General features: G+C 60.1%; 23 protein-coding genes. 17 read left to right on the top strand and 6 right to left on the bottom strand.

What is annotated here, in order from left to right:
* Window positions 1-51: 51 nt before the first annotated feature.
* A complete protein-coding gene (gene cobT, locus AB731_RS11040) occupies window positions 52-1,872 on the bottom strand; it encodes a cobaltochelatase subunit CobT (RefSeq protein WP_047094084.1) in 1,821 nt (606 codons plus the stop codon).
* 77 nt (window positions 1,873-1,949) lie between these two features.
* On the bottom strand, window positions 1,950-2,669 hold the full coding sequence (locus AB731_RS11035; RefSeq protein ID WP_047094085.1) for a DUF4197 domain-containing protein: 720 nt from the start codon (window positions 2,667-2,669) through the stop codon (window positions 1,950-1,952).
* A 54-nt stretch (window positions 2,670-2,723) separates the two neighbouring features.
* On the opposite strand from AB731_RS11035, the gene AB731_RS11030 reads away from it, so the two are divergent.
* The 8 genes from AB731_RS11030 (at window position 2,724) to AB731_RS10995 (ending at window position 14,318) form a co-directional block, all read left to right on the top strand.
* Window positions 2,724-4,910: a primosomal protein N' gene (locus AB731_RS11030; protein ID WP_231638927.1), complete on the top strand. Its 2,187-nt coding sequence runs from the start codon at window positions 2,724-2,726 to the stop codon at window positions 4,908-4,910.
* 88 nt (window positions 4,911-4,998) lie between these two features.
* Complete coding sequence (locus tag AB731_RS11025) at window positions 4,999-5,976, top strand: ArsR/SmtB family transcription factor (protein WP_047094087.1); 978 nt, start codon at window positions 4,999-5,001, stop codon at window positions 5,974-5,976.
* Window positions 5,973-6,929, top strand: a complete 957-nt coding sequence (metF, locus tag AB731_RS11020; RefSeq protein WP_047094088.1) for a methylenetetrahydrofolate reductase [NAD(P)H] — start codon at window positions 5,973-5,975, stop codon at window positions 6,927-6,929. Before AB731_RS11025 ends, metF begins: the two co-directional genes overlap by 4 nt.
* The gene (locus AB731_RS11015; protein WP_047094089.1) at window positions 6,926-7,972 is read left to right on the top strand and encodes a homocysteine S-methyltransferase family protein; all 1,047 of its coding nucleotides are present in this window, start codon (window positions 6,926-6,928) and stop codon (window positions 7,970-7,972) included. The genes metF and AB731_RS11015 overlap by 4 nt, the downstream gene beginning before the upstream one ends.
* 25 nt (window positions 7,973-7,997) lie before the next feature.
* Entirely contained in the window at window positions 7,998-10,589 is a 2,592-nt protein-coding gene (gene metH / locus AB731_RS11010; protein ID WP_047094090.1) for a methionine synthase, read from the top strand.
* A 65-nt stretch (window positions 10,590-10,654) separates the two neighbouring features.
* Window positions 10,655-12,274 carry a hypothetical protein gene (locus tag AB731_RS11005; protein ID WP_047094091.1) on the top strand — a complete coding sequence of 540 codons (1,620 nt, stop codon included), beginning with the start codon at window positions 10,655-10,657 and terminating at the stop codon, window positions 12,272-12,274.
* A gap of 127 nt (window positions 12,275-12,401) precedes the next feature.
* Complete coding sequence (locus AB731_RS11000) at window positions 12,402-13,985, top strand: cryptochrome/photolyase family protein (protein WP_047094092.1); 1,584 nt, start codon at window positions 12,402-12,404, stop codon at window positions 13,983-13,985.
* Between the two features lie 18 nt (window positions 13,986-14,003).
* On the top strand, window positions 14,004-14,318 hold the full coding sequence (locus AB731_RS10995; protein ID WP_047094093.1) for a superinfection immunity protein: 315 nt from the start codon (window positions 14,004-14,006) through the stop codon (window positions 14,316-14,318).
* Here the strand turns inward: AB731_RS10995 and AB731_RS10990 are convergent.
* The 3 genes from AB731_RS10990 to AB731_RS10980 all read right to left on the bottom strand — a co-directional run bounded on the left by AB731_RS10990 (window position 14,312) and on the right by AB731_RS10980 (window position 17,134).
* On the bottom strand, window positions 14,312-15,217 hold the full coding sequence (locus AB731_RS10990; RefSeq protein WP_047094094.1) for a CPBP family intramembrane glutamic endopeptidase: 906 nt from the start codon (window positions 15,215-15,217) through the stop codon (window positions 14,312-14,314). The two genes, AB731_RS10995 and AB731_RS10990, sit on opposite strands and share 7 nt — an antisense overlap.
* Before the next feature lie 79 nt (window positions 15,218-15,296).
* The gene (locus tag AB731_RS10985) at window positions 15,297-16,079 is read right to left on the bottom strand and encodes a hypothetical protein (protein ID WP_047094095.1); all 783 of its coding nucleotides are present in this window, start codon (window positions 16,077-16,079) and stop codon (window positions 15,297-15,299) included.
* Between the two features lie 20 nt (window positions 16,080-16,099).
* Complete coding sequence (locus tag AB731_RS10980; RefSeq protein WP_047094096.1) at window positions 16,100-17,134, bottom strand: bifunctional transcriptional activator/DNA repair enzyme AdaA; 1,035 nt, start codon at window positions 17,132-17,134, stop codon at window positions 16,100-16,102.
* A 79-nt stretch (window positions 17,135-17,213) separates the two neighbouring features.
* On the opposite strand from AB731_RS10980, the gene AB731_RS10975 reads away from it, so the two are divergent.
* The 9 genes from AB731_RS10975 (at window position 17,214) to AB731_RS10935 (ending at window position 25,036) form a co-directional block, all read left to right on the top strand.
* Window positions 17,214-18,773 (top strand): S1 family peptidase, encoded by a 1,560-nt coding sequence (locus AB731_RS10975; RefSeq protein ID WP_047094275.1) that lies wholly within the window; start codon window positions 17,214-17,216, stop codon window positions 18,771-18,773.
* Window positions 18,774-18,817: 44 nt separating this feature from the next.
* The gene (locus tag AB731_RS10970; protein ID WP_047094097.1) at window positions 18,818-19,210 is read left to right on the top strand and encodes a DUF1304 domain-containing protein; all 393 of its coding nucleotides are present in this window, start codon (window positions 18,818-18,820) and stop codon (window positions 19,208-19,210) included.
* Window positions 19,211-19,217: 7 nt separating this feature from the next.
* Entirely contained in the window at window positions 19,218-19,775 is a 558-nt protein-coding gene (locus tag AB731_RS10965) for a hypothetical protein (protein WP_047094098.1), read from the top strand.
* A gap of 136 nt (window positions 19,776-19,911) precedes the next feature.
* On the top strand, window positions 19,912-20,475 hold the full coding sequence (locus AB731_RS10960) for a F0F1 ATP synthase subunit delta (protein WP_047094099.1): 564 nt from the start codon (window positions 19,912-19,914) through the stop codon (window positions 20,473-20,475).
* Window positions 20,476-20,498: 23 nt separating this feature from the next.
* The gene (gene atpA / locus AB731_RS10955; protein ID WP_047094100.1) at window positions 20,499-22,028 is read left to right on the top strand and encodes a F0F1 ATP synthase subunit alpha; all 1,530 of its coding nucleotides are present in this window, start codon (window positions 20,499-20,501) and stop codon (window positions 22,026-22,028) included.
* 28 nt (window positions 22,029-22,056) lie between these two features.
* On the top strand, window positions 22,057-22,926 hold the full coding sequence (locus AB731_RS10950) for a F0F1 ATP synthase subunit gamma (protein WP_047094101.1): 870 nt from the start codon (window positions 22,057-22,059) through the stop codon (window positions 22,924-22,926).
* Window positions 22,927-22,941: 15 nt separating this feature from the next.
* Window positions 22,942-23,298: a hypothetical protein gene (locus tag AB731_RS10945; RefSeq protein WP_047094102.1), complete on the top strand. Its 357-nt coding sequence runs from the start codon at window positions 22,942-22,944 to the stop codon at window positions 23,296-23,298.
* Window positions 23,299-23,315: 17 nt separating this feature from the next.
* Entirely contained in the window at window positions 23,316-24,773 is a 1,458-nt protein-coding gene (gene atpD / locus AB731_RS10940) for a F0F1 ATP synthase subunit beta (RefSeq protein WP_047094103.1), read from the top strand.
* A gap of 5 nt (window positions 24,774-24,778) precedes the next feature.
* A complete protein-coding gene (locus AB731_RS10935) occupies window positions 24,779-25,036 on the top strand; it encodes an ATP synthase F1 subunit epsilon (RefSeq protein ID WP_047094104.1) in 258 nt (85 codons plus the stop codon).
* Window positions 25,037-25,262: 226 nt separating this feature from the next.
* On the opposite strand, the gene AB731_RS10930 is transcribed toward AB731_RS10935, so the two are convergent.
* The gene (locus tag AB731_RS10930) at window positions 25,263-25,895 is read right to left on the bottom strand and encodes an SOUL family heme-binding protein (protein WP_047094105.1); all 633 of its coding nucleotides are present in this window, start codon (window positions 25,893-25,895) and stop codon (window positions 25,263-25,265) included.
* Between the last annotated feature and the right edge of the window lie 145 nt (window positions 25,896-26,040).

The raw sequence follows: 26,040 nt of genomic DNA, 5'->3' as shown, positions 1-26,040 counted from the left end.
CAAAATTTCCGCATAGCTTCCCCTGTAAATCATTGAATTATCAGGGTAGGTCTACTCCTCGTCGAACAAATCCGCAAGCTGCTCGATAATCGTCCCGCCAAGCTGTTCTGCGTCCATAATCGTGACCGCGCGGCGGTAATAGCGCGTCACATCGTGGCCGATACCGATTGCCACCAGCTGCACGGGGGAGGACTTTTCGATCCACTCGATTACCTTGCGCAAATGGCCTTCAAGATAGCCTGCGCTGTTCACGCTGAGTGTTGAATCGTCCACCGGTGCGCCGTCTGAAATCACCATCAGGATACGGCGGTCTTCGGCGCGGGAAAGCAGGCGTTCGTGAGCCCACAGCAGCGCCTCCCCGTCGATGTTTTCTTTCAGCAGCCCTTCGCGCATCATCAGGCCGAGGCTGCGGCGCGCGCGGCGCATGGGTTCGTCCGCCTTCTTGTAGATTATGTGCCGCAAATCGTTGAGGCGGCCGGGATTGGGCGGGCGGCCATTGGCCAGCCATTTCTCACGCCCCTGCCCGCCCTTCCACGCGCGCGTGGTAAAGCCGAGGATTTCCACCTTCACGCCGCAGCGTTCCAGTGTCCGCGCCAGAATATCCGCGCTGATCGCGGCGATGGAGATGGGCCGCCCGCGCATGGAGCCGGAATTGTCGATCAGCAGCGTGACGACCGTGTCCTTGAAGTCCTGCTCCTGCTCCACCTTGTAGCTGAGTGAATGACCGGGGCTGGTGACGATCCGCGCAAGCCGCGCGGCATCGATCAGGCCTTCTTCCTGATCGAAATCCCAGCTGCGGTTCTGCTGCGCCATCAGGCGGCGTTGCAGCCGGTTCGCCAGCCGCGTGACAACTGACTGCAATCCGGCCAGTTGGCTGTCGAGATAGGCGCGCAGGCGGGTGAGTTCTTCGGTATCGCAAAGCTCGGTCGCTTCCACGATCTCGTCAAATTCGGTGGTGTAGGCCTTGTATTCGAAACTGTCGGGCAGGTCCTGCCACGGCGCGTTGCGGCGCTGGGGCAGCATGAATTCTTCGCCGTCATCGCCCGGCTCGCCCTCGGCCAGATTTTCATCGCCGGTGGCCTCGTCCTGCTCCTCGCCTTCGCCTTCCTCGCCCTCGGCACCTTCGGCGCGGGCTTCTGGCTGGTCGCTATCCGCGCCTTCGCCCTGCTCGTCCTCGGGCTTGTCTTCCTCGCCCGTATCGTTCTCGTTATCGTCCAGATCGAGGCCGTCTTCCGGCTCCATTTCGGCTGGCACCATGTCGAGGTGGCGCAGCATATCGAGGCTGGCTTTCTGGAAAGCGCGCTGGTCAGTCAGCACGTCGGACAATTGTTCGAAATCGTCGCCGGTGCGGCTTTCGATATATTCGCGAACCATATCCACACCGCTACGCGCCGCATCCGGGATCGGCTGGCCGGTAAGCTGCTCCCGCAGCATCAGGCCAAGCGCGGTGTGCAGCGGCACGTCGTCGCTGGTCTGCGCACGGGCAATCGCGCTCCCGGCCACGCGGCGTTCCTGCATCGCGGCCATATTTTCGCGCATACCGGCAAATTCGGTCTCGCCCAGCGCTTCATACCGTGCGCGCTCGATCGCATCATAGCAGGCCCGCGCATCAGCATCCTGCGGGCGGTGGCGCATGTGCAACCCGGGATTGTGGTGGCGCAGGCGCAGAGCGAAACTGTCGGCAAAGCCGCGTGCCTCTTCCGCCTCTGCCGCGGTGATACTGCGCGATGGCATGGGCACGCGGACAGTCTTGCCCTGTTCGGACGCGGCATCGGCGGTGAAGCCTACCTCCACCTCCGCATCGCGCGCAATGGCACGCGCGGCCCCGGTCAGGGCCTGCTTGAAACGGTCGAGAGGAGATTCGTCAGACATATGCCGCGCTGCCTAAAGCACGGGCCGCAGCGCGCAAGGGGGCAATGGGCTGTATCCTTGGGCGCAATCCGGAACCGTTAAAGCAGGCGCCCCGCACCCAGCACACCGATGAGCAACGGATCATTGGTAGCGCGGGGATTGGCACGGATGGCCGATTCCTCAACGCCCATTTCCGACCAGATGGCATTGTCCACAGTGGTAGAGATGTTCTGCGCGACGCCGGATATGTTGATGCCGGTAAGGCCAGCCAGCAATTCACCCACCAGCGGTTCGCTGGCGATGCGCATCGCCTGCCCCAGTTCGGGCACCATGGCTTCGACCAGCGTAGTTCCCATGCTTTCACGCAGGAAACCGGTTGCAGCGGTCGGCCCGCCATTGATCAGCGCGATGGCGTTCTGGATGCCGATCAGGCGCACAGCATCGGTCACGATCGGGGCGGCGCGTTCAGCGCCTTCAACGGCGATATCGGCAAAGGCATCTTCCAGCCGGTCTTTGAAAATGGTGGATGTCAGGATGCTGCTGACTATGCCGCCGCGTGTCCCGAGCATGTTGGACAGGCCGATCTGCGCAACTTGCTGATCCCAGAAACCGCCCGGAGCAGTAAGGCGCGTAAAAGCCCGTTCGCTGGAAAGATACAGCAAGCGGCGCACCGCATCGACCATGCTGAACCCGCCAAGGCTTTCGCAGCCAGGTAACGCCAGCAAAGCGCCACCAGCGCCAATTCCGGCAAGGAATTTGCGGCGGTCAAGCACGGTTTCGGCCGAGGAATTGGCGGATATTTCAGTGAATTTGGTCATAATGCGACTCCTTGTTCTTGCCGCGTGGATAGCCCAGCGCCCATATAGCTGTCGATGCCAGTTACCCCGATGCCTTCCACCAGAGCCCGGCTCCTGATCATGAATGCCGCGCTCGGCCCGCTGGACTACCGCGTGCCTGCAGGCATGACGGTGGAATACGGCAGCATCGTTGTCGCGCCGCTGGGGCCAAGGCAGATCATGGGAATCGTGTGGGAAGAAGCCAGTCTGCCCAGTTCTCCGGTACCTGAATCTAAACTGCGGCCTTTATTGGCTGTGGTTGATGTACCTCCGATTACCGCCGAACTGCGGCGTTTGATCGAATGGACAGCGGAATATTACATCGCCTCGCTCGCAGGCGTCGCCCGCATGGTTATCTCCAGCGGGGGGGCCCTGCGCGGTCCTGCCACGATGACGGAGTATCGCCTGTCCGGAGGACTGCCGGAGCGGATGACACCGCAGCGCGAACGTGCCTTCGGGGCGCTGGAAGGTGAACAGGCCACGATCCGCGAATTGGCCGGGCTGGCGGGTGTTTCCGAGGCAGTTCTTCGCGGCCTCGTCAACCAGGGTGTTCTGGAACCTGTCGAAGTCGATGTTGACCGGCCCTATCCCCGCGCCCGGCACGATCACAATGCGCCCGACCTCAACAAATTTCAGGCCGAAGTTTCCGCACGGCTGGTGGAAGCGGTGGAGCAAGAGGAATTTGCGCCCATCCTGCTCGACGGAGTGACCGGATCAGGCAAGACCGAAACCTATTTCGAAGCCGTGGCACGCGCGCTGAAGAATGACCGGCAGGTGCTGGTCCTGCTGCCCGAAATCGCGCTTACCGAAGCATTCCTGAGCCGCTTTGAAGCCCGCTTTGGCGCTGCTCCGATCACGTGGCATTCCAGCCTGAAATCCACCGAACGCCGCCGCGCATGGCGGGCGATTGCCAGCGGAGAGGCGCAGGTTGTGGTCGGCGCACGCTCGGCGCTGTTCCTGCCTTATGCCAATCTGGGCCTGATCGTGGTCGATGAAGCGCATGAAATCAGCTTCAAGCAGGAAGACGGCGTGCGTTACAACGCCCGCGATGTGGCCGTGATGCGCGGTCATTTCGAGAAAATCCCCGTGGTCCTCGCCAGTGCGACACCGGCGCTGGAAAGTCTGCATATGGCGGACACCGGCATTTACGAAAAACTGGTGCTGCCCAGCCGTTTTGGCGGCGCGACCATGCCTGCCATTCACCTGATCAATCTGACGGAAGAGCAACCGGGCAGAGGCGCGTGGATATCCGCGCCATTGCGCCAGGCCATGGTGGAACGGCTGGAGCGCGGCGAGCAATCGCTGCTGTTCCTCAACCGCCGCGGCTATGCTCCGCTGACGCTGTGCCGCAATTGCGGCTTCCGCTTCAAATGCCCCAACTGCAGCGCATGGCTGGTCGAACATCGCCTTAGCAAACGTCTGGCCTGCCACCATTGCGGCCATGAAACCGCGCCGCCGGAAACCTGCCCTGAATGCGGAGAGCCCGATTGCCTTGTCGCCTGCGGCCCCGGCGTGGAGCGCATTGCCGATGAAGTTGCCGAAATCCTGCCCGATGCACGGGTCGCGCTGGTCACGTCCGATACGCTGAATTCGCCGGAGAAGGCTGCGGAGTTTGTGGCCATGGCAGAAGGCGGCGCGATCGACGTTATCGTCGGCACGCAGCTTGTCACCAAGGGCTTCCACTTTCCGGAATTGACACTGGTCGGCGTGATCGATGCCGATCTTGGGCTTGAAGGCGGAGATTTGCGCGCCGCCGAACGCACCTACCAACAAGTCGCACAGGTCGCAGGCCGCGCCGGCCGGGGGGCGAAAGCGGGCGAAGTGCTGATCCAGACGCGCCACCCCGAAGCGCCCGTGATCGCGGCGCTGGAGGCGGGCGACCGCGATGCCTTCTATGAAGCTGAAACGGAGGCGCGGCGCAGCGCCGGTGCCCCGCCTTTCGGGCGCTGGGCCGCGATTATCGTGTCGAGCGAGGACGATGCAGAGGCCCGCATGGCTGCCAATCGCATCGGCGATACACGTCCCAATCTGGACGATGTGATGATCCTTGGTCCAGCGCCTGCCCCGCTCGCCCTGCTGCGCAACCGGTACCGCTACCGGTTGCTGCTCAACGCGCGGCGATCCGCGCAGTTGCAGAAGGTAATCCGCCAGTGGCTGTCCCAAGTCGATCACCCGCCGGGAGTGCGGGTCGGCGTTGATATCGATCCATATTCTTTTGTCTGAAAGCTTGGCAAGTTAGGGGTCAACTGGTTGCAAAAGAAACCGCATTTATCCTAGCAATATAACAATTTCGTTATATGCTTATGTGATCATGCAATTAGAGCACGCCTTTCGCGCCCTGTCCGATGCGTCGCGCCTTCGCGTGATGCGTCTGGTTGCGCAGATGGAATTGTCGGTCGGGGAAATTGCCCAGGTGCTGGGCCAAAGCCAGCCGCGCGTTTCGCAGCATGTTGCCCGGCTTGTTGATGCCGGACTGGTTGAGCGGCGGCGTGAAGGCAATTCGGTGTTCCTGCGCGAAGCCACGCCGTCCCCCATGTATGACGCCATCGCCCGGCTTCTGGCGCTGGCGGAGCGTGAAGACGAGGTCTTCGCCGGACATGCTGATACTGACCGCCAGCGACTTTCCACCATCCGCGCGGCCCGCGAAAAAGAGGCAGACCGCTATTTCGCTCTGCATGCAGATGAATGGGACACTTTGCGCGAAGTCCACGGGCCGGAAAAGGCCTGCGAGCAGGCGCTGCTTCGTGTGCTGGCAGACAAGCCGCCGGGCCGCTTGCTCGATATCGGAACCGGAACCGGCCGTATTGCCGAACTGCTCGCGCCGCTTGCAACTCACATCGTGGCTCTGGACAAGAGCCTGGACATGCTGCGGGTCGCCCGCGCCCGTCTTCATGCGCTTGGCCCGGACAAGGTGGAATTGCAGCAAGGCGATTTCACCAACCTGCCGTTTCCCGCACACCATTTCGATACTGTACTGCTGCATCAGGTGTTGCATTTCGCGCAGGATCCGGCGCTTGCCTTGAAAGAAGCTGCACGCGTCACGCGCCCGGGCGGGCGGATCGCGATTGTCGATCTGGCGCGCCATGACCGTGACGAACTGCGTGAACGCCATGCCCATGCACGGCTTGGCTTTGCCGATGCCGGTATGGAAAAAATGCTCACTGAAGCGGGGTTCAAACCCGCCGCGCCTGTCGAAGTGCCCGGGCGCGAAATCACCGTAAAAATCTGGGCGGCCACACGGCTGACCCACCCCTCCTTTGCCCCCGACTCACGAAAGGCCGCCTCATGAGCGTGCAAGCCCCCGATTGCCTTGATCCCGTTCAGGAAAAGCGCACTGCGCGAGACACTCCGCTTTTCAGTGGATTGCCGGGGGACATTGCCGTCAGCTTTGAATTCTTCCCGCCCAAGACCGACAAGATGGAAGAGAAATTGTGGGAAGCCGTGCAGGAACTTGCCCCGCTTGCGCCAGAATTTGTCAGTGTGACCTATGGTGCGGGCGGCTCCACCCGTGAACGCACGCACAACACAGTAGCGCGCCTTATCAAGGAGGCTGGCATCCCCGCAGCCGCTCACTTGACCTGCGTTGATGCCAGCAAGGCTGAAACACGCGCCATTGCAGAGGCGTATTGGGAAGCGGGCGTGCGCCATATCGTGGCGCTGCGCGGCGATGCCGGTGAACCCGGCGCACCTTTCGTGCCGCACCCCGAAGGCTACGCCAATGCAGCTGAACTGGTCAGCGGTCTGAAGGAAGTCGCCGATTTCGAAATCTCCGTCGCCGCCTATCCCGAAACGCATCCCGATGCGCAGTGCCCGCAATCCGATCTCGACAATCTGAAGCGCAAGATCGATGCGGGCGCAACGCGCGGCATCAGCCAGTTCTTCTTTGCGCCGGAAGTATTCTTCGACTTCACCGACAAATGCCGCGCAGCTGGCATCCACGCGCCGATGGTGCCGGGAATTCTGCCCGTCACCAATGTGGCGCAGGCGCGCAAGTTTGCCGGACAATGCGGCGCCGTCATTCCTGATTGGATGGACGGATTGTTCGAAGGGCTGGATGAACGTCCTGCCGCCCGCCAGCTGGTCGCCGCGACCATCGCGGCAGAGCTTTGCCGCCGCCTGTATGCCGGCGGTGTGCGCCAGTTCCACTTCTACACCCTCAACCGCGCCGATCTGGCCTATGCGATCTGCCACATGCTCGGGCGTCGCCCTGTCGAACGTGGGCCGATGGAGAAAAAATCATGAGCGCCCGCGATCAATTGCTGCATGAAGCAGCGCAGCGCATTCTGGTGTCGGACGGTGCATTCGGCACGCAAATCCAGAACCGCAAATTGTCGGAAGAGGATTTCGCTGGCGACCTCGGCCTCAAGGCTGACCAGAAGGGCAATAACGACATTCTAGCCCTCACCCGGCCCGATGTCATTGCAGACATCACCCGCGCCTATCTTGAAGCCGGATCGGATATCGTTTCCACCAACACCTTCTCCGCCAACGTTATCAGTCAGGCTGATTATGCGGCGGAATCCTTGGTGCGCGATATCAACATCGCTTCAGCCCGGATCGCGCGCGAACTGGCCGATGAATTTGCGGCCAGGGATGGCAAGCCACGCTTTGTTGCAGGGGCCATCGGGCCAACCAACAAGACGCTCTCGCTCAGCCCGCAGGTCGAAGATCCCGGCTACCGCGAGATTACTTTCGACTACCTCACCGGCGTCTATCTCGATCAGGCAGACGCTCTGGTTGAAGGCGGCGCTGATTTCATTCTGATCGAAACGATCTTTGATACGCTGAACGCCAAGGCCGGAATCATGGCAGTGCGCCAGCTGTCCAAAAAGCTGGGCCGCGATGTTCCGATCATGCTGTCCATGACGCTTACCGATCTGTCGGGCCGCAATCTGTCGGGCCACACGGTAGAGGCGTTCTGGAATGCGGTGCGCCACGCAAACCCCGTCACCATCGGCCTCAATTGCAGCTTCGGCGCGGATCAGCTTCGCCCGCATGTGCAGCACCTTTCCGGCGTCGCCGATACGCTGCTGATGGTGTACCCCAATGCAGGCCTGCCCAACGAACTTGGCGAATATGACGAGCAGCCCGAAACCACCGCCGGACTTGTCGGCGAATGGGCGGACAATGGCCGTGTCAATATCATCGGCGGCTGCTGCGGCTCCACCCCGGACCATATCGCGGCAATGGCGCAGCGTGTGGAAGGCGTGACCCCGCGCACCATCCCGGAAAAGATCACCAAGATGCGGCTGGCGGGCCTTGAGCCCTTCACGATTGCAGCCTGACACCCCCAAGATTTCAGAAAAGAATATGACCAACACCTCAACCGCTGCAAATTTCGTCAATATTGGCGAGCGCACCAATGTCACCGGCTCTGCCCGGTTCAAGAAGCTCATCATGGGTGGCGATTATGCGACTGCCGTGGAGGTCGCGCGCCAGCAGGTCGAAAACGGCGCGCAGGTGATCGACATCAACATGGATGAAGGGCTGCTGGACGCGGTCGAGGCCATGACCACCTTCCTCAATCTGATCGCGGCAGAGCCTGATATTGCCCGCGTCCCGATCATGATCGACAGTTCCAAATGGGAAGTGATCGAAGCGGGCCTGAAATGCGTATCCGGCAAGCCGATCGTTAATTCGATCAGCATGAAGGAAGGCGAGGAGCAGTTCCTCGAACAAGCCCGCAAATGCCGCGATTACGGCGCTGCGGTAGTGGTGATGGCGTTTGATGAAACCGGGCAGGCGGACAGCAAGGAACGCAAGGTCGAGATTTGCGAGCGCGCCTACAAAGTGCTGACTGCAGATGGCTTTGCGCCCGAAGACATCATCTTCGATCCCAACATCTTCGCCGTCGCCACCGGCATTGCCGAACATGACCGTTACGGGCTCGATTTTCTGGAAGCTCTGACAGAGATCAAGGCGCGCTGCCCGCATGCGAAGACATCCGGCGGCCTTTCCAACCTCTCCTTCAGCTTCCGCGGCAATGAAACGGTGCGCCGCGCGATGCATTCCGTGTTCCTCTACCACGCCATTCCCGCTGGCCTTGACATGGCTATCGTCAACGCGGGCCAGCTTGATGTGTACGACACCATCGACCCCACCTTGCGCGAGCTGTGTGAGGATGTGATCCTTGCCCGCCATCCCGATGCGGCCGAACGGCTGGTCGATCTGGCCGAAAGCTACCGCGACACCTCTGCCCGCGAAGAGAAGGAAGCCGCTGAGTGGCGCTCCCTCTCCGTCACCAAGCGGCTGGAATATGCGCTCGTCAAAGGGATCGACGCGCATGTGGTGGAAGACACCGAGGAAGCGCGCCAGTCCGCAGCCCGTCCTATCGAGGTCATCGAAGGCCCGTTGATGGACGGCATGAACGTGGTTGGCGATCTGTTTGGCAGCGGCAAGATGTTCCTGCCCCAAGTGGTGAAATCTGCCCGCGTGATGAAGAAAGCTGTCGCCCATCTCATCCCCTTTATCGAAGCCGAGAAAGAGGAAGGCGCCAAGCCCAAGGGCAGGATCATCATGGCGACAGTAAAGGGCGATGTGCACGATATCGGCAAGAATATCGTCGGCGTTGTGCTGCAATGTAATGGCTATGAAGTGATCGACCTTGGCGTGATGGTGCCGTGGTCCAAAATCCTTGAAACGGCCAAGCAGGAGCAGGTCGATATTATCGGGCTGTCCGGCCTCATCACACCCTCGCTGGATGAAATGGTGACCGTTGCAGAGGAAATGCAGCGGCTTGAAATGGACATTCCGCTGCTCATCGGCGGCGCGACCACCAGCCGTCTGCATACGGCATTGAAAATTGACACCGCATATGAAGGCCCCGTCATTCACGTGCTCGACGCCAGCCGCGCCGTTGGTGTGGCCAGCAAGCTGCTGTCGGACACGCAGAAGGACGCACTCGTCCACGATACGGCAGACGAATATCAGGTGATGCGGGACAAGCGCGCAGGCGCAAAGCAAAGCAAGCTGCTGTCTTTGGAGGAAGCCCGCGCCAAAGGTTTCAAAGCTGATTTTGCCAAGAAGCCCTCCGCTCCGGCCAAGCCCGGTGTGCATGTGTTCGACAATTGGGACCTCGCTGATCTGGTGGAGGTGTTCGACTGGACGCCCTTCTTCCGCAGTTGGGAACTGGCAGGCAATTACCCCGCCATTCTGGAAGACGAGATCGTTGGCGAAAGCGCCCGGTCGCTGAAGGCCGATGCCGATGCGATGCTGGAACAGATCATCAGCGAAAAATGGCTGACCGCCAAGGCCGTATGCGGTTTCTGGCCATGCAAGCGCGAAGGCGATGATCTGCGGCTGGACGATGGCACTCTGCTTCCCATGCTGCGCCAACAGGTTGCGAAAAGCCGCGACCGTGCGAATTACAGCCTTGCTGACTTCATCGATCCGGCAGGCGACTGGATCGGCGGCTTCGGCGTTGGCATCCACGGCATAGAGCCGCATCTGGAACGCTTTCAGGCGGATACGGACGACTATTCCGATATCCTGCTAAAGGCGCTGGCAGACCGTTTTGCAGAAGCCTTGGCGGAACGGCTGCATCAGCATGTTCGCACCGACCTTTGGGGTTATGCGCCTGACGAAGACCTGACCAATGCCGACCTGATTCGCGAAACTTACGCGGGCATCCGCCCTGCTCCGGGCTACCCTGCCTGCCCCGATCACTCGTTAAAACCGACCTTGTTCGATCTGCTGGATGCAGAGGGCAATGCCGGTCTGGTGCTGACAGAAAGCTGCGCCATGCTGCCGACCAGTGCGGTTAGCGGCATGTATTTCGGCCACCCTGACGCGAGCTATTTTGGCGTGGCGCGGATTGGCCGCGATCAATTGGAAGATTATGCGGCACGGCGCGGCATGGAATTGTCCGTTGCAGAACGTTGGCTGCGGCCGAATCTGGATTGAATTTCAGCGTATTGAAACCGCCGGAATTCTTACATAGAAGGGACGGCAGGACTGGAGATCATTCAATGCGTTTGCTTTCATCATTCATCGCGGCTGTTGCTGTGCTTGCCGCGATTCCGGCTGCAGCTGCCGACTGGTACCGTGCCGAGACACGGCATTTCATCGTCTATTCTGAAGATTCGGAAAGCGATACGCGCGAATTCGTCCAGGATCTGGAGAGACTGGACGAGGTCTTGCGCCTGATGACCGGGATCGGCCCTGATGACGGCAGTTTGCCGGAATCCAGCAAGGTCACCGTTTTCCGCTTTGGCGAAACGCGCGACATGGCTGTTTTGGCTACGGGCGCCGGAAACAGCGGTGTCGGCGGCTTTTTCATCGGCCGCGCGTCCGGATCGGTTGCATTCGTTCCAAGGCGCCAAAACCAGCAGCGTGTGCGCAGCGCGTCAGCGCGGGTCGATTCCGACCTGATGCTCGACCCGAAAGCCACGCTGTTCCATGAATACGTCCATTATTTCATGTTCCAGCATGGCGATGCGCCCTACCCGCTCTGGTATAGCGAAGGTTTCGCGGAACTGTTTTCGACCCTGGAATTCGAGGACGATTATTTCGTCATTGGCGAAGTCCCGTCCATCCGCAGCTTTGCGCTTTCGACCATTTCGATCAATCTGCAAGATACATTTGATCCGCCGGCCAGACAAACACGCCAGACTACAGGGCGCACCTACGCCCATGGCTGGCTTCTTGCCAGTCACCTCAATCTGAATCCTGACCGGCGCGGCCAGATGGGCAATTATCTGGCTGCGATCAGCGCAGGACAGACGCGCATGGAAGCGGCTGCAACAGCCTTTGGCGACCTTGAAGTCCTGCGTCAGGAGCTTGAAGAATTTCGTCAGGGTGCCTCGCGCATTCTTCGTGTCCCTTATTCCGTCCAGGCCGAACCCGAAGTAAGCATTCGCCGGTTGGACGATGCGGAGGCCGCGCGCATGGATTTGATGATTGTGCAGAAACGCGGTGTGGATGAAGATGAGGCCACCCGCATCGTGCGCGATGCCCGCAGGCTGGTGGAAGAATATCCGGAAAGTGCGGCAGTGCTGCTTACGGCAGTGGAGGCAGAGTTTGACGCGCGCAATTACGACGAGGCGGAAAGCCTTGCCGGGCGCGTTCTGGCGCTTGATCCCGCATCCACAGAAGCAGCCAATTACTATGCCGATGTGGCCCTGCGCCGTTCGTTCGCAGATGCATCGCACTTCGCTGCTGCGCGAACCCGTTTTGCCGCAGCAAACCGGATGGAAACCGATCATGCCTACCCGCTTTACGGCTATTACCTCAGCCATGCGCTGGATGAGAGCCAGACGGTGACGGATCAGGCAAAAATGGCGTTGGAAGCTGCGTTCGGATATGCGCCCTACGACAACACCGTGCGTCAGGCGCTGGTCTATATGCTGCTGGAAGAAGGGCGTCCGGATGAAGCCCGGATGGTTGGCGCATCCTTCCTCGACGGCCAAAGCGGATACAGATGTCTGGTCCGTAAAAAGTTTGACGAGTTTGATGCCGGCAACCGCGAGCCTCTGCTTGAATTGTTCCGTCCGGACCATCCTGGTGAATATCTGGACGAGGCTGCAAGAGAAGCCCAGCGCGAGGAAATCGAAGCCGATATCGAGGCATACGGCTGCGAGGTCGACTGACCGGCATTCCTTGCCCTGCGCGGTTTACGTCCAAATCTGTGCGCCAGGCGATGATGATCTTATCGTCTGGCGCGCGCATTTGGCTCCAGCGCATGGCACCAGCCAGCGGCTTGAACGTTGACAGTCCATGACTTCCAAAAACAGTGATGCCCCCGGCCCGGTTCTTGTCCCGATCCTGGGCGATCAGCTGACTCGCAATCTTGCATCGTTAAGGGGCCGCGCAAAGGACGATACCGTCATTCTGATGATGGAGGTCTGGGACGAGGCAACCTACGTCAAACATCACAAGCAAAAGATCACGCTGATCTTTTCCGCCATGCGCCATTTCGCTGCCGATTTGCGCGATGCCGGCTGGCAGGTAGATTACATCGAACTGACCGATGCCGGTAACGCTGGCAGCTTTACCGGTGAAGTCGCGCGCGCTGCCGAACGGCATAGCCCGCGCGCCATCCACATCGTCGAAGCGGGCGAATGGCGGGTCCAGCAGGCCATCGAGGAATGGCCGGACAAATTTGATTGCGAAGTCGAAATCCTGCCCGACGATCGTTTCATCGCCAGCATCGCTGAATTCCGCGAATGGGCGGAAGGCCGCGACACTTTCCGCATGGAATATTTCTACCGTGAAATGCGCCGCAAGACCGGACTGCTGATAGAAAATGACGACAAGCCCGTTGGCGGCCAGTGGAACCTCGACAAGGAAAACCGCAAGCCTCCAAAGGGCGAAATGGACGCGCCCCAGCGCCCCTTGTTCGAACCGGACGCGATCACCCGCCAAGTTATGGAGCTGGTGGAGGAAAAGTTCAGCGACCACTTTGGCTCGCTAGACCGCTTCGAATGGCCCGTCACACGCGAACAGGCGGAGGAAACTGCCGAAACCTTCTTCGCGCAGCGCCTGGCCAAATTCGGCGATTATCAGGATGCCATGGTCTATGGTGAGGACGATCTGTGGCATTCCATGCTGTCCACCAGCATCAATCTCGGCCTGCTCGATCCGCTGGACCTGTGTCAGCGCGCGGAGGCAGCCTACCAAGACGGCAAAGCGCCGCTTAATAGTGTCGAAGGTTTCATACGCCAGATCATCGGCTGGCGTGAATATGTGCGCGGCTTCTACTGGTATTTCATGCCGGGGCTGGAAAGCGATAACGCGCTGAACGCCCAGCGCGGCCTGCCGGAGTTTTACTGGACCGGCGAAACCGACATGCGGTGCCTGTCCGATTCCATCCGCTCCACTCATGATAATGCCCACGCCCACCACATCCAGCGGCTGATGGTGCTGGGTAATTTCGCGCTGCTGGCAGGCTGCAACCCGCGCGAAGTGCAGGACTGGTACCTGGCTGTCTATGCCGATGCTTACGAATGGGTCGAGCTGCCCAACGTGGCCGCGATGGTGCTGTATGCCGATGGCGGAAAGCTGGCGAGCAAGCCTTACGCGGCAAGCGGGAATTACATCAACAAGATGAGCAATTACTGCAAGGAATGCAGGTATTCTGTCAGCAAGAAGACCGGCGAAGGGGCTTGCCCGTTCAATCCGCTATACTGGCATTTCATGGACCGCCACCGGGACCGGCTGGAACAGAACCATCGGATCGGGCGCATCTATTCCACCTGGGACAGAATGGGCAAGGACAAGCAGCGCGACTATCTCGACAGTGCAGAGGCTTTCCTCGATACGCTGAAACCTGCGGCCAAGGGTTGGGCGCGGGACGATTAAGAAAGCGGCTGGCCTTCCATGACAGAATTTCAGATTATCGTGCTCGTCATAGCGGTCGGGGTGCTGCTGCTGTTCTGCGCAATTCCCGTCGCCATCGCCTGGGGGCGCAAGCATCCCGATCTGCGAACCATTGCCAAACTATCTCCACTCGCTCTCCTGTCGTTTGCACTGTGGATTGCGCTGATTGTCTGGGCCGCGACCGACAAACGCAATGACTCCGTCGTGTCCCGCTACATTGAAAAGGTGCGCGAACGTAATCTTGGCCCGTGGATCGTCGGCGGCCTGGTCCTGTTCGGTGTTGCCACCGGTGCATTCAGCCTGATGTATCAGTAGGCGGTGATTTCGGTGCCTTTGCGGCTCCACATCGGCTTTACGATCTTTCCTCGCCGATGGGCCAGCACCAGCATCCAGATGCCTGCGCCTGTTGCGACGACCAGCGCAAAGATCGTCGCCTCCAGACCGAAGCCGCCGCCAGCCAGCAACCAGTGACCTTCCAGTGTCGCAGCGACAGGGCCTTCGGTCGGGTTGCCGGATACGGGAATGTCCCACAGTGCCTGCACCACGTTCCAACCGGCGTGAACGCCAATCGCGAGCCAAAGCGAGCGAGTGAGCATGTAGGCCGCGCCCAGCAATATCCCGGCTTCTATGGAAATCGCCAGCGAGCTGAAGAAGGTTGCATTGTCGTTTCCGGCATGCAGGAAACCGAAGATCAGCGCACTGAGCGCAAGGGCAATCCAGCTTCCGGCAAATTCCTCGATCCAGCGCAGGATGATGCCGCGCATCACCAGCTCTTCAAAAAAGCCGGCATAAATCCCGAACCAGAAGATGATTTCAACGGCGTCTGCAAAGCCGTCCATTCCGGTAAGGCGATAAACACCTGCCAGCGCAGCGAGGCCCACGCAGATCGAAATAAGCAACCCGCCGATGCCGAAACCCACTGCCGTATCGCGGACCGCACGCATATCGAACGGCAGATCGTCATGTTTCTTGCGGCCGAGCCTGCGAATGAGAAGCTTGTAGGACAGGCCGGTTATTAGAACGATGATCGCTACGGAAAGAACGTCCTCAATCGGACCTTCGAAATTGGGATAGATCACATAATTCAAAAATGCGCCGCCGGCAGCAGCGGCGGCAGCGAAAAGACCGACGCCTGCCACCATGACGACCAGCGGAAATTGCCAGATCTTTATCCAGACAGAGCGGTCATCCGCTGGCACCGTTACATCATTCATCGCTGGTCTCCGGATTGAATGACGGAGGATGTCCTTTGGTTTGAGATATTTGGCAAGTGTTGGCTGGCGTTTGTCCAGCCTATTGTGAAGGCAGCCTGCGCCGCGCGCCGAATGCCGCGATAAGGACCAGCGCGATGCCGATGAATGCGGCTATCGCAATGGTGCGCGAATAATCCTCCGTCGCCAGCCGGTCATAAGCGAGGAAGCCCAGCCCCCAGATCGGCGTGAAGGCATAGAATAGATTGCCAAAACCCCGCGCCAGATTGAAACACACCCAACCCAGCGCAGCAGCGAGCAAGGCAAGAGCCGTCAATTCAGCGGTCAGCCAGCCGAGTTCGACCGTGAAAACGCGTTCCCAATTGATGAACACCGCGATGGAGGTCCAGCCGGCGTACAGCCCGATGGCGCCAGTGCAGAACTTCTCCGGCCAGTCCCACGCCATGCGGCCCCGAGAAAAGCGCACCATCGCTACGCAGATCGCCAGTACGTAGGGCGTGAAGATCAGCGCGGTTGCCCATGATCGTGCGTCGTCCGCCACATAGCTTTCGGCAATTGACCAGCAGCATGACAGGATCATGGCGAGCGCCCACCACCAACCGGTACGGCGGTGAATGTCCATCGTGCGCCGCGATGGCAGAGCCTGGATCAGCGCTGCGATCGTGGTGCCGACGAAGATTGGAAACCAGATACCGAATGCAGCCTCGAACGGTACGAGTAACTGATACTCGCCGGGACTGTTTTCCCCAACGCGCCGCCCGAAACCGAGTATCTGCGGCAGTGCGTTCGACAGGGGATAGGCGATAGCGGCGGTAAGGACGAGTGATTGGCGCACATAGTCCATGGCTGTGGCTTTGTTGTTCATGAAATTCCGAATGCGTGAAGTCAGCGCTCGTTCCGCTCGCGTTCAAGCAATTCGCGCTTGATCTCCAGCCCGTAGGCATAGCCGCCCAGCTTGCCGTCTGCGGCGATTACGCGGTGGCACGGGATCAGGACGGCAATCTTGTTGGCCCCGTTTGCGCCGCCGACAGCCCGGCTGGCGGAAGGTTTGCCCAGCTTCGCTGCAAGCTGTCCATAAGAGAGAGTCTCGCCCGCCGGAATTTCGCGCAAGGCCTGCCACACGCGTTGCTGGAAAGCGGTGCCTTTCACGTCGAGCGGAATATCGCGGCCAGTGCCTGGTGCCTCCACTGCCGCGGTGACAGCTTCGAACAGAGCGCGAAATTCCTTGCCGCCCCGGGATAAATTGGCCTTTGGAAAACGAGCGCGCAGTTCCGCTTCGCCTTCATTGAAAGCAAGGCAGCAGACTCCCTTCTGCGTCGCCGCGACCAGCATCGCGCCAAGGCTGGTGTCAATCACGGTCCAGTAAATGTCGCGGTCTGCGCCGCCATCTTTCCAGTCGCTCGCGCTCATGCCGATATCTTTCCTGTCTTCGTAAAAACGCGATGGTGCAGAATAGCCCGCTGCGTAGATTGCGTCGCTCACCCGCTTCTCTGCTTCAAGCGCCTCTCCTGCCCGTTCGCGGCGCAATGCACGGGCATAGGCGGCTGGCGACAATCCCACGGCACGGGTGAATACCCGCTGGAGATGCGTTGGCGAATAGCCAGTGATGACGCCCAGCCTGTCCAGCGAAACTGCCTCCTCCGCCTCCCGCAGCAGGCCAATCACCTGCATCACCGCTGCTTCATCGCGGCTTTGTTGATCCGGTGCACAGCGTTTGCAGGCGCGCAGGCCTGCTGCCTCAGCCATTTCAGGCGCGGCGTAGAAGCGTACGTTCTCCCGCTTCGGAGCGCGCGCCGGGCATGACGGACGGCAATATATTCCGGTTGAATGAACGCCGGTCACAAACACGCCGTCAAACCGGCGGTCCTTTGCCAGGGCAATGCGCCATCGATCGTCATCGGTAAGGGGTTCGTGCGTCATCACATCTATGTAGCCTTCCCCACATGGCAGCGCATCCCGAAGCTTGCGGTCAATGTGGCAGGCAGTAAAGATGGCGATAATGCAACGCCTTGTATCCCTGCTCGTACTGCTTCTGGCCATCACCGCATTGCGGCCAGGGCCCGCCCTTGCCGACCCCGCCGATATAGAAGCCGCCAGTCGCGGTGTCGTGCGCGTGGTGATCATCGGGCGTGACGGGGAGGAACTGTTTCCCATTTCGCACGGCACCGGCTTTGCTGTCGGGCGCGAGAGGATCGTTACGAACGCCCATGTCGTGCGGCAGGCAATCGAAGACCCTCGCCTCACGATCGGCATAGTGCCCGCCGACGGGGACCGTGCGGTATATGCGCGGCTGGTATCGGTCAGCCCGCGAAACGACCTTGCCTTGATCGAAGCGACAGAGCCGCTGGGCCTGCCTCCGCTGACCATCGCCGGGAATCCTGCCACCAGCGGCACAGTCACGTCCGTTGGATACCCGCTTAATGTGGACCGCGCGCAAGGCCTTTCGTTCAGTGACATGTTCCGCCCGCAGCCGCCGGTTACTTCCACGGGGTTTCTGTCCGGTCGCCGCCCAAGCCGGGATTTCGACACCTTGCTGCATACCGCGCCGATTGCAGCGGGCAACAGCGGCGGTCCGCTGGTGGATCAATGCGGGCGGGTGATCGGTGTCAATTCCTTCGGCGCGGAGAGCGCCGGGTCCGATGCGGAATTCTTTTTCGCCATTTCCACGCGCGAATTGCTGCCTTTCCTGCGCGCCAATGATGTCAGCCCGCTGCTTAATTCGGGTGAATGCCGGAGTATAGAGCAGCTCGATGCCGAACAATCCGCCCGCGAAACCGCGGCGCGCGATGCGGAGGAGCGGATTGCACAGGAACGTTCCGCCGCAGAGGCGCAGCGCACAGCCGACATGCGCCGCACCGTCACCTTCGAAGTGATGGAAGAGCGCGATAACAATCTGGCTCTTGCCTTCCTCCTATTGTTGATCGGCGGCGGCGCGCTTGGCGTTTTCACCTTCGCACATATGCAAAAGGACTATCGCCTGCGCGCTGCGGCCGGGGCGATGGCAGTCGTTGCCGTGGCAGGTGCCCTGATCGCATGGTTTACGCGCCCCGCATTCGCTGAAATCGATGCGCGCGTGGAAGAAAGTTTGCGTGCGGCAATGGAAAGCACCGATACCGGGGAAATCACGCCAATCGCGGGCGGCGCAGATGCAGGAAATTATGTTTGCGTCCTCGATACCCGGCGCAGCCGGGTGGTCGGCGATCCGGCCGAAGACATCCCGCTCGGCTGGAGCGACGATGGCTGCGTGAACGGGCGCACACAATATGGTCTGAGCAATGGCGAATGGACGCGCATCTTCGTGCCGGCGAGTGAAGCAGCCGTTTCCATCAACAGTTTCGATCCTGTTGCCGGCGAGTTTGTGATGGAGCGCTATCTCCTGAACCGAGACGCCATGAGCACCGCCAGGTCTGCTCGCGGAGCTTACCGCGCGCCTTCCTGTGAAGCCGGAGCGGATGCAGCACGGGAACTGGGCAACAGCCAGGCGGCCATCGCCGCAGTATTGCCAGATCGCCCGAACGAGCGGCTGGTGTACAGTTGCACGGTCGCAGAAACCGGCTAGCCCTCATGCGAACCTGAACCGGAAACCCGCATGAAAGCCATCGCATGAAAGTCATCGCCAGAACGCTGATCGGCCTGATCGCAGCCCTGCATCTGTATATTGCCTGGTTCGAGATGTTTGCATGGGAGACGCGCGGCCCGGCGGTGTTTGCCACCCTGCCGCCGGATCTGTTCGCGCCAACAACCGCGATGGCGGCGAACCAGGGGCTTTATAATGCGTTTCTGGCAGCGGGCCTGATCTGGAGCGTCTTTGTCAGCGACCCCGTTTGGCAGAAACGCGTCGCGACCTTTTTCCTCTCCTGTGTCGCAGTGGCCGGGATATTCGGCGCGGCAACCGTGTCAGAACGGATTGCGCTTGTCCAAACCTTGCCTGCGGTTTTGGCGATGATATTCCTGTGGCTGGCGCCAAAGCAGCCAGCACGTTTGAACAAGGTATAAGGCACGGATGGAACAGGCACTCGTATTCGCGTCTATAATTCTGGGCGTCGCCGTTGCTTCTGAACTTGGCAATCTGCACCATCTTATCCGCGCCAAGAACGTTCGCTGGCATTGGGCACAGCCGCTTTTTGCGGTGCTGGTGATATTCTTTATCACACGCTTCTGGTGGACCCTTGCCGCAGACACTGATCGCGCGATAACGCTTGGCGAATTCGTCCCCATTCTGTGGAGCCTTGTGCTCCTCACTCTCCTCGCATCGGTTGCACTGCCCGACAAGATCGATCCCGAAAAAGGGATCGATCTCGCCCAGTATTATCAGGACAACCGCCGCTATCAGTGGGGTCTCATCCTGCTGATCGCGCTTCCGCTGCAAGGTGCATGGATGCTGGGTGTGTGGCAGGAAAGCGAAACCGTCGCGAGGTTCCTGGAACGGACTATGGGCGACAACATAGCCTGGGCGCTGATGATCGCGATGATGTTCGTAAAACGCTGGTGGCTGGTCGCAATCGGCATGGCGATCATTTCGCTTGGTCCGATTGCATGGCTTTCCCGCACACTAGGATAGGCAATTGGCATGGACTCGGGTTGCATCGCTTCGCACCCGATGCTAGGCGCGCGCCAACCTTGAAGGGATGCTTTTGTGCGTCCTGATTCAAGGTGCCCGACTTTTTCCGTTTCTCGGACCCAAGAGGACTTCGCGCGTGGAGCTTTCCGCCGGTATACAATCAAGCCTGGCAGGCCGTTATGCCAGCGCCCTGTTCGATCTCGCCAGCGAGGCGGGAACAGTTACTGCTGTCGAATCCGATCTCGACAATCTCGATGCGGCTTTGACCGAATCGGAAGATTTGCGCGCGTTCATCCGCAACCCGGAAATCAGCCGCAGCCAGATTGCTGGTGTGATGTCCGGTATCGGCGCGCATCTTGGCCTGTCAGATCTGACGAAGAATTTTCTCGGCGTGCTGGCGGATAACCGCCGCGTGTCCGCCCTGCCCGGCATGATCCGCGCCTTTACTACTATCGCTGCTGCCCAGCGCGGTGAAGTGCAGGCAGAGGTCGCCAGCGCCCACGCGCTGACGGACGAACAGATTTCCACATTGGAAACAAAACTGCGCGCCCGCGAAGGTCGCACAGTCAAACTCAAATCTCGCGTCGATCCCGACCTTCTGGGCGGGCTCGTCGTTACCATCGGATCGCAGCGCATCGACAGCTCGATCCGGACCCGCCTCAACTCCCTTGCACAAGCTATGAAAGCCACCGGCGCCTAAGCGCCGGCTCAGAAAGGTCACTCATGGAAATCCGCGCCGCAGAAATCTCCAAGGTCATCAAGGACCAGATCGCCAATTTCGGCACCGAAGCCGAAGTCAGCGAAGTCGGTTCCGTCCTCTCCGTTGGTGACGGCATCGCCCGTATCCACGGCCTCGACAAGGTTCAGGCTGGTGAGATGGTGAAGTTCGCCAATGGCGTTGAAGGCATGGCCCTCAACCTCGAAGCCGACAATGTCGGTGTCGTGATCTTCGGCTCCGACGCTGAAATCAAGGAAGGCGACAGCGTCAAGCGGACCGGCACGATTGTGGACGTTCCCGTCGGCAAGGGCCTGCTCGGCCGCGTGGTTGACGCTTTGGGCAATCCCATCGACGGCAAGGGCCCGCTTTCCGATGTGAAGCGCGCCCGTGTGGAAGCCAAGGCTCCCGGTATTATCCCGCGTAAATCCGTTCACGAACCTGTGCAGACCGGGCTCAAGGCCATCGACGCGCTTGTTCCTGTTGGCCGCGGCCAGCGCGAACTGATCATCGGTGACCGCCAGACCGGCAAGTCCGCCGTCGCCATCGACACCTTCATCAACCAGAAGGGCGTGAATGCTGGCGATGACGAAGGCAAGAAGCTGTATTGCATCTATGTCGCCGTCGGTCAGAAGCGTTCGACCGTTGCGCAGATCGTGAAGAGCCTCGAAGAAAACGGCGCGATGGAATATACCATCGTTGTTGCCGCTACTGCTTCGGAGCCTGCTCCGCTGCAGTACCTCGCACCCTACACCGGCGCTGCGATGGGCGAATTCTTCCGCGACAACGGCATGCACGCCGTGATCGTGTATGACGACCTTTCGAAGCAGGCTGTGGCGTATCGCCAGATGTCCCTGCTGCTGCGTCGTCCTCCGGGCCGTGAAGCCTATCCGGGTGACGTGTTCTATCTCCACAGCCGTCTGCTGGAACGTGCCGCGAAGATGAATGAAGACAATGGCAGCGGTTCGCTGACTGCATTGCCGATCATCGAAACGCAGGCCGGTGACGTGTCCGCCTATATTCCGACGAACGTGATTTCGATCACCGACGGCCAGATCTTCCTCGAAACCGACTTGTTCTTCCAGGGCATCCGCCCCGCGATCAACGTCGGCCTGTCGGTTAGCCGCGTCGGCGGTGCCGCTCAGACAAAGGCGATGAAGAAGGTTGCAGGTTCCATCAAGCTGGAACTGGCGCAGTACCGCGAAATGGCGGCGTTTGCGCAGTTCGGTTCGGACCTCGATGCATCGACGCAGAAGCTGCTCAACCGCGGCGCCCGTCTGACAGAGCTGCTGAAGCAGCCCCAGTTCAGCCCGATGCCGTTTGAAGAGCAGACCGTGTCGATCTTCGCCGGGACCAATGGCTATCTGGATGATGTCGCTGTTGAGCGTGTAACCGAATATGAAGCGGCAATGCTCAGCTTCATGCGCAACGAACATGCCGATGTGCTGACCGAAATTCGGGACAGCACGAAGTTCGAAGGCGACACCAAAGACAAGACCGTCGCCGCGCTTGACGCATTCGCCAAGCAATTCGCTTGAAGCCGATAGTTACGATTAGGGAGCCGATATGGCCTCGCTGAAGGAACTCAAGGATCGGATCGGGTCGGTTAAATCGACCCAGAAGATCACCAAGGCCAAGCAAATGGTCGCTGCCGCAAAGCTGCGCAAGGCGCAGGCTTCGGCTGAAGCCGCGCGTCCCTATGGGGAACGTCTGGCATCGGTCATGGCCTCGCTCGCCAGCAAGGTCAGCGGCGATAGCGCGCCGCTGCTGCTGCGCGGCACCGGCTCTGACGCCAAGCACCTGCTCGTGGTGGTCAACACCGACAAGGGCCTGTGCGGTGGTCTCAACTCCAACATCGTCAAGGAAGCCAAGCTTCAGGCGAAGAAGTTGATGGCTGAGGGCAAGGACGTGACTTTCTACCTCGTGGGTAAGAAAGGCCGCGCGCCGATCAAGCGGGAATATCCGAACAAGATCGGCCACCATTACGACACATCCGACGTGCGCCACATCGGTTTCGCCGAAGCCGAAGGTATCGCCGCCGACCTGATCGCGCGTTTCGAAGCTGGCGAATTCGACATCGCCCACCTCGTCTACCCGATTTTCCAGAGCGCCCTGGTTCAAAACCCGACCACAGTTCAGCTCCTGCCCGTCCCATCACCCGAAACGGCTGAGGAATCGGATGCTGCGGTGGAATATGAGCCGGACGAGGAAGAAATCCTTGCTGAGCTGCTGCCGCGGTATGTGAAGACCCAGCTGTTCGGCGCTCTGCTGGAACGTGAGGCATCCGAACAAGGCGCATCGATGACCGCCATGGATAACGCGACGCGCAATGCCGGCGATCTGATCGACAAGCTGACGATCCAGTACAACCGCAGCCGTCAGGCCGCGATTACGACGGAACTTATCGAAATCATTGCTGGCGCAGAAGCGCTGTAGGCAGGACACCGAACCATGAAGAAACTCATTCTCATACTTCCGATCATGGCTCTTGCCGCTTGCGGCGAAGAGCCCGCACCCGCGGCGCTTGAAACTGCGGCACCGGTTGAAGTCGTAGAGCTGCCCGCGCCTGACCAGGAATTGTTCACCGCAGTCTTCGCCGAGACTTGTCCCGACGCAGAGCCTGTGGCCACCGCCGTATGCCGCCGCGGTATGGGTGCGCCAACTGTCGCTTGCGAATTCGGCCTCGGTGATGACGACGTGCTGCGCCACGACGCGACGCTTAATATAGACGATACTGGCGAAGGCTGGATGCTTGCCGACGCCGAAAACATTTGCAGCGAACACGATTCGCACCACGTAGATAACTGAGGTTACAGGAAACCATCATGGCCACCGCTCCCGCATTGAACCAAGTCACCAACGGCACGATCAGCCAGGTTATCGGCGCTGTCGTCGATGTCGCCTTCCCCGGCGAACTGCCGTCAATCCTGACCGCGCTTGAAACCAAGAACGGCGACAACACGCTCGTTCTCGAAGTTGCGCAGCATCTCGGTGAAAACACCGTCCGCACGATCGCGATGGACGCGACCGAGGGTCTCACACGCGGGCAGGAAGTCATTTCCACCGGCGCGCAGATCACTGTGCCTGTTGGCCCCAAGACGCTGGGCCGCATCATGAACGTCACCGGTCAGCCGATTGACGAGCGTGGCCCCATCGGCTCGGACATGCACGCCCCGATCCACGCAGAGGCACCCGCCTTCGTCGACCAGTCGACCGAAGCGGACATCCTTGTCACCGGTATCAAGGTTATCGACCTGCTCGCTCCTTACGCAAAGGGCGGCAAGATCGGCCTGTTCGGCGGCGCCGGCGTGGGCAAGACCGTGCTGATCCAGGAACTCATCAACAACATCGCAAAGGGCCACGGCGGCGTGTCCGTGTTCGCCGGTGTGGGTGAGCGTACCCGTGAAGGTAACGATCTCTACCACGAATTCCTGGACGCAGGCGTTATCGCCAAGAACGAAGCTGGCGAAGCCATCTCCGAAGGTTCTAAGGTTGCGCTGGTCTTCGGCCAGATGAACGAACCTCCCGGCGCACGTGCCCGCGTTGCTTTGTCCGGTCTGACCATGGCGGAATATTTCCGCGATCAGGAAGGCCAGGACGTGTTGTTCTTCGTGGACAACATCTTCCGCTTTACGCAGGCCGGTTCCGAAGTGTCCGCTCTGCTGGGCCGTATTCCTTCGGCTGTGGGTTATCAGCCTACCTTGTCGACCGACATGGGTAACCTGCAGGAACGCATTACCTCCACCAACAAGGGCTCGATCACCTCGGTGCAGGCCATTTACGTGCCTGCCGACGATTTGACCGACCCGGCACCTGCAACATCGTTTGCCCACCTTGACGCAACCACCACGCTGAACCGCGCGATTTCGGAACTGGGTATCTACCCTGCCGTTGACCCGCTCGATTCCACCAGCCGCGTGCTGGAGCCCCGCGTTGTCGGTCAGGAGCATTACGAAACCGCTCGCAAGGTTCAGGAAACGCTGCAGAAGTACAAGTCACTTCAGGACATCATCGCCATTCTCGGCATGGACGAGCTTTCCGAAGAGGATAAGCTGACCGTTCAGCGTGCGCGCAAGATCCAGAAGTTCCTGTCGCAGCCGTTCCACGTGGCAGAGGTCTTCACCAACATTCCGGGTTGCTTCGTGCAGCTGGAAGATACGGTGAAGAGCTTCAAGGCTGTGGTCGAAGGCGAATATGATCACCTTCCGGAAAGCGCCTTCTACATGGTCGGCGGGATCGAAGATGTGGTCGCCAAGGCCCAGAAGATGGCTGAGGACGCCTAATCACCATGGCATTGCACTTCGAACTCGTAACTCCGTCCAAGCTCGTCCGCTCGGAAGACGTCCACATGGTGGTCGTCCCCGGTGCGGAGGGCGAGTTTGGCGTGCTGGAAGGCCATGCGCCTTTCATGTCCACCATCCGCGATGGCGCGGTGCAGGTGTGGAAAACCGAAGGCAGCACGCCCGAAACGATCGAAGTGCGCGGCGGCTTTGCCGAAGTGGGCGAAAATGGCCTCACCGTGCTCGCGGAGCATGTCGACGGGTAATACAACTGGCGGGGTACGGAGCGTTTTGGAGTGAAAACGCGCCCCGGCATTTGCGCCCGCAAACGGCGCTACTCCACTGAAAAAGAAGCAATCGCGGCAGCGTTGGCGGCGGATATAACCCTGCGTCCGTATCGCTGCCAACTTTGCCGCGACTATCACCTGACAAGCCGCACGAAGGGGATGCGCTCACTCCCCCGAGAGTGAGCGCCCCAATCCTGAGCAGCCATTACCCGACCGGTATCATCACTTCGTTGCGGCGCATTGGCCCCGGTACGGCCGGCGAATTGTAAAACGCGTATTCCGCATTGCCGGCAGCAGTCAGGTCACGGTCCGCCATCCAGGCGCGCAATTCCGCCTCTTTCTGGGTCAATGCCAATGTCTGGCCCCAACCGGAAAAGCGGATCACAGCCATACGGCGTGCGGGGATTTCGGTAAGGGTGATATCGTCCGGTGCAGGCGGCAGGGTTTCCAGCGTATATTCCGCCGGCATGACAAAGCGCGTGCGCCACCGGCCAGCTTCGCCTTCATCCTGCATAACCGGCGCGGTCATAGCTATCTGTTCAGGCGCGTCCTGTATTACAGGTGCCGTCATGGCGATGGCTTCTCCGCCGCGATCTTGCGCGAAAATATAGGCAGCCAGGCGGCGGAAACCTGCACTCGAAGCGCGTTCGCGGGTGCCAGTGTGCCAGACCTCTGCCACGACGATTGACGGGTATTCGCGCAGTGCGAAATCGCCGTCTTCCACAATCGCTGTGAAATCGGGCTCCTCCGTCCGCTGTTCGTATTGCGCCAGAGCCGCAGCACTTCCGAGCGCCATCACGCCTATGCCTGCGGCTGCGAGTGCCAGTTTCTTGATCATTGCGCTGAAGCTCCGTCAGATTGGTGTTTTCATATATACGCGCGGGCAGGCCGAAAGGTCGCAAATTGGTGGCGATTTGTTCGTTAGCGCGCGAATGCCCTGTCCTACAGGCGTGTCGTTAACCAGGTTGCACGGTCGTTTCGTA

It is taken from the genome of Aurantiacibacter marinus (assembly GCF_001021555.1).
Taxonomy (GTDB): Bacteria; Pseudomonadota; Alphaproteobacteria; order Sphingomonadales; family Sphingomonadaceae; genus Alteraurantiacibacter; species Alteraurantiacibacter marinus.
The sequence above is the reverse complement of the archived record's forward strand: the minus strand, read 5'-3'. Positions and strand labels throughout refer to the sequence as shown.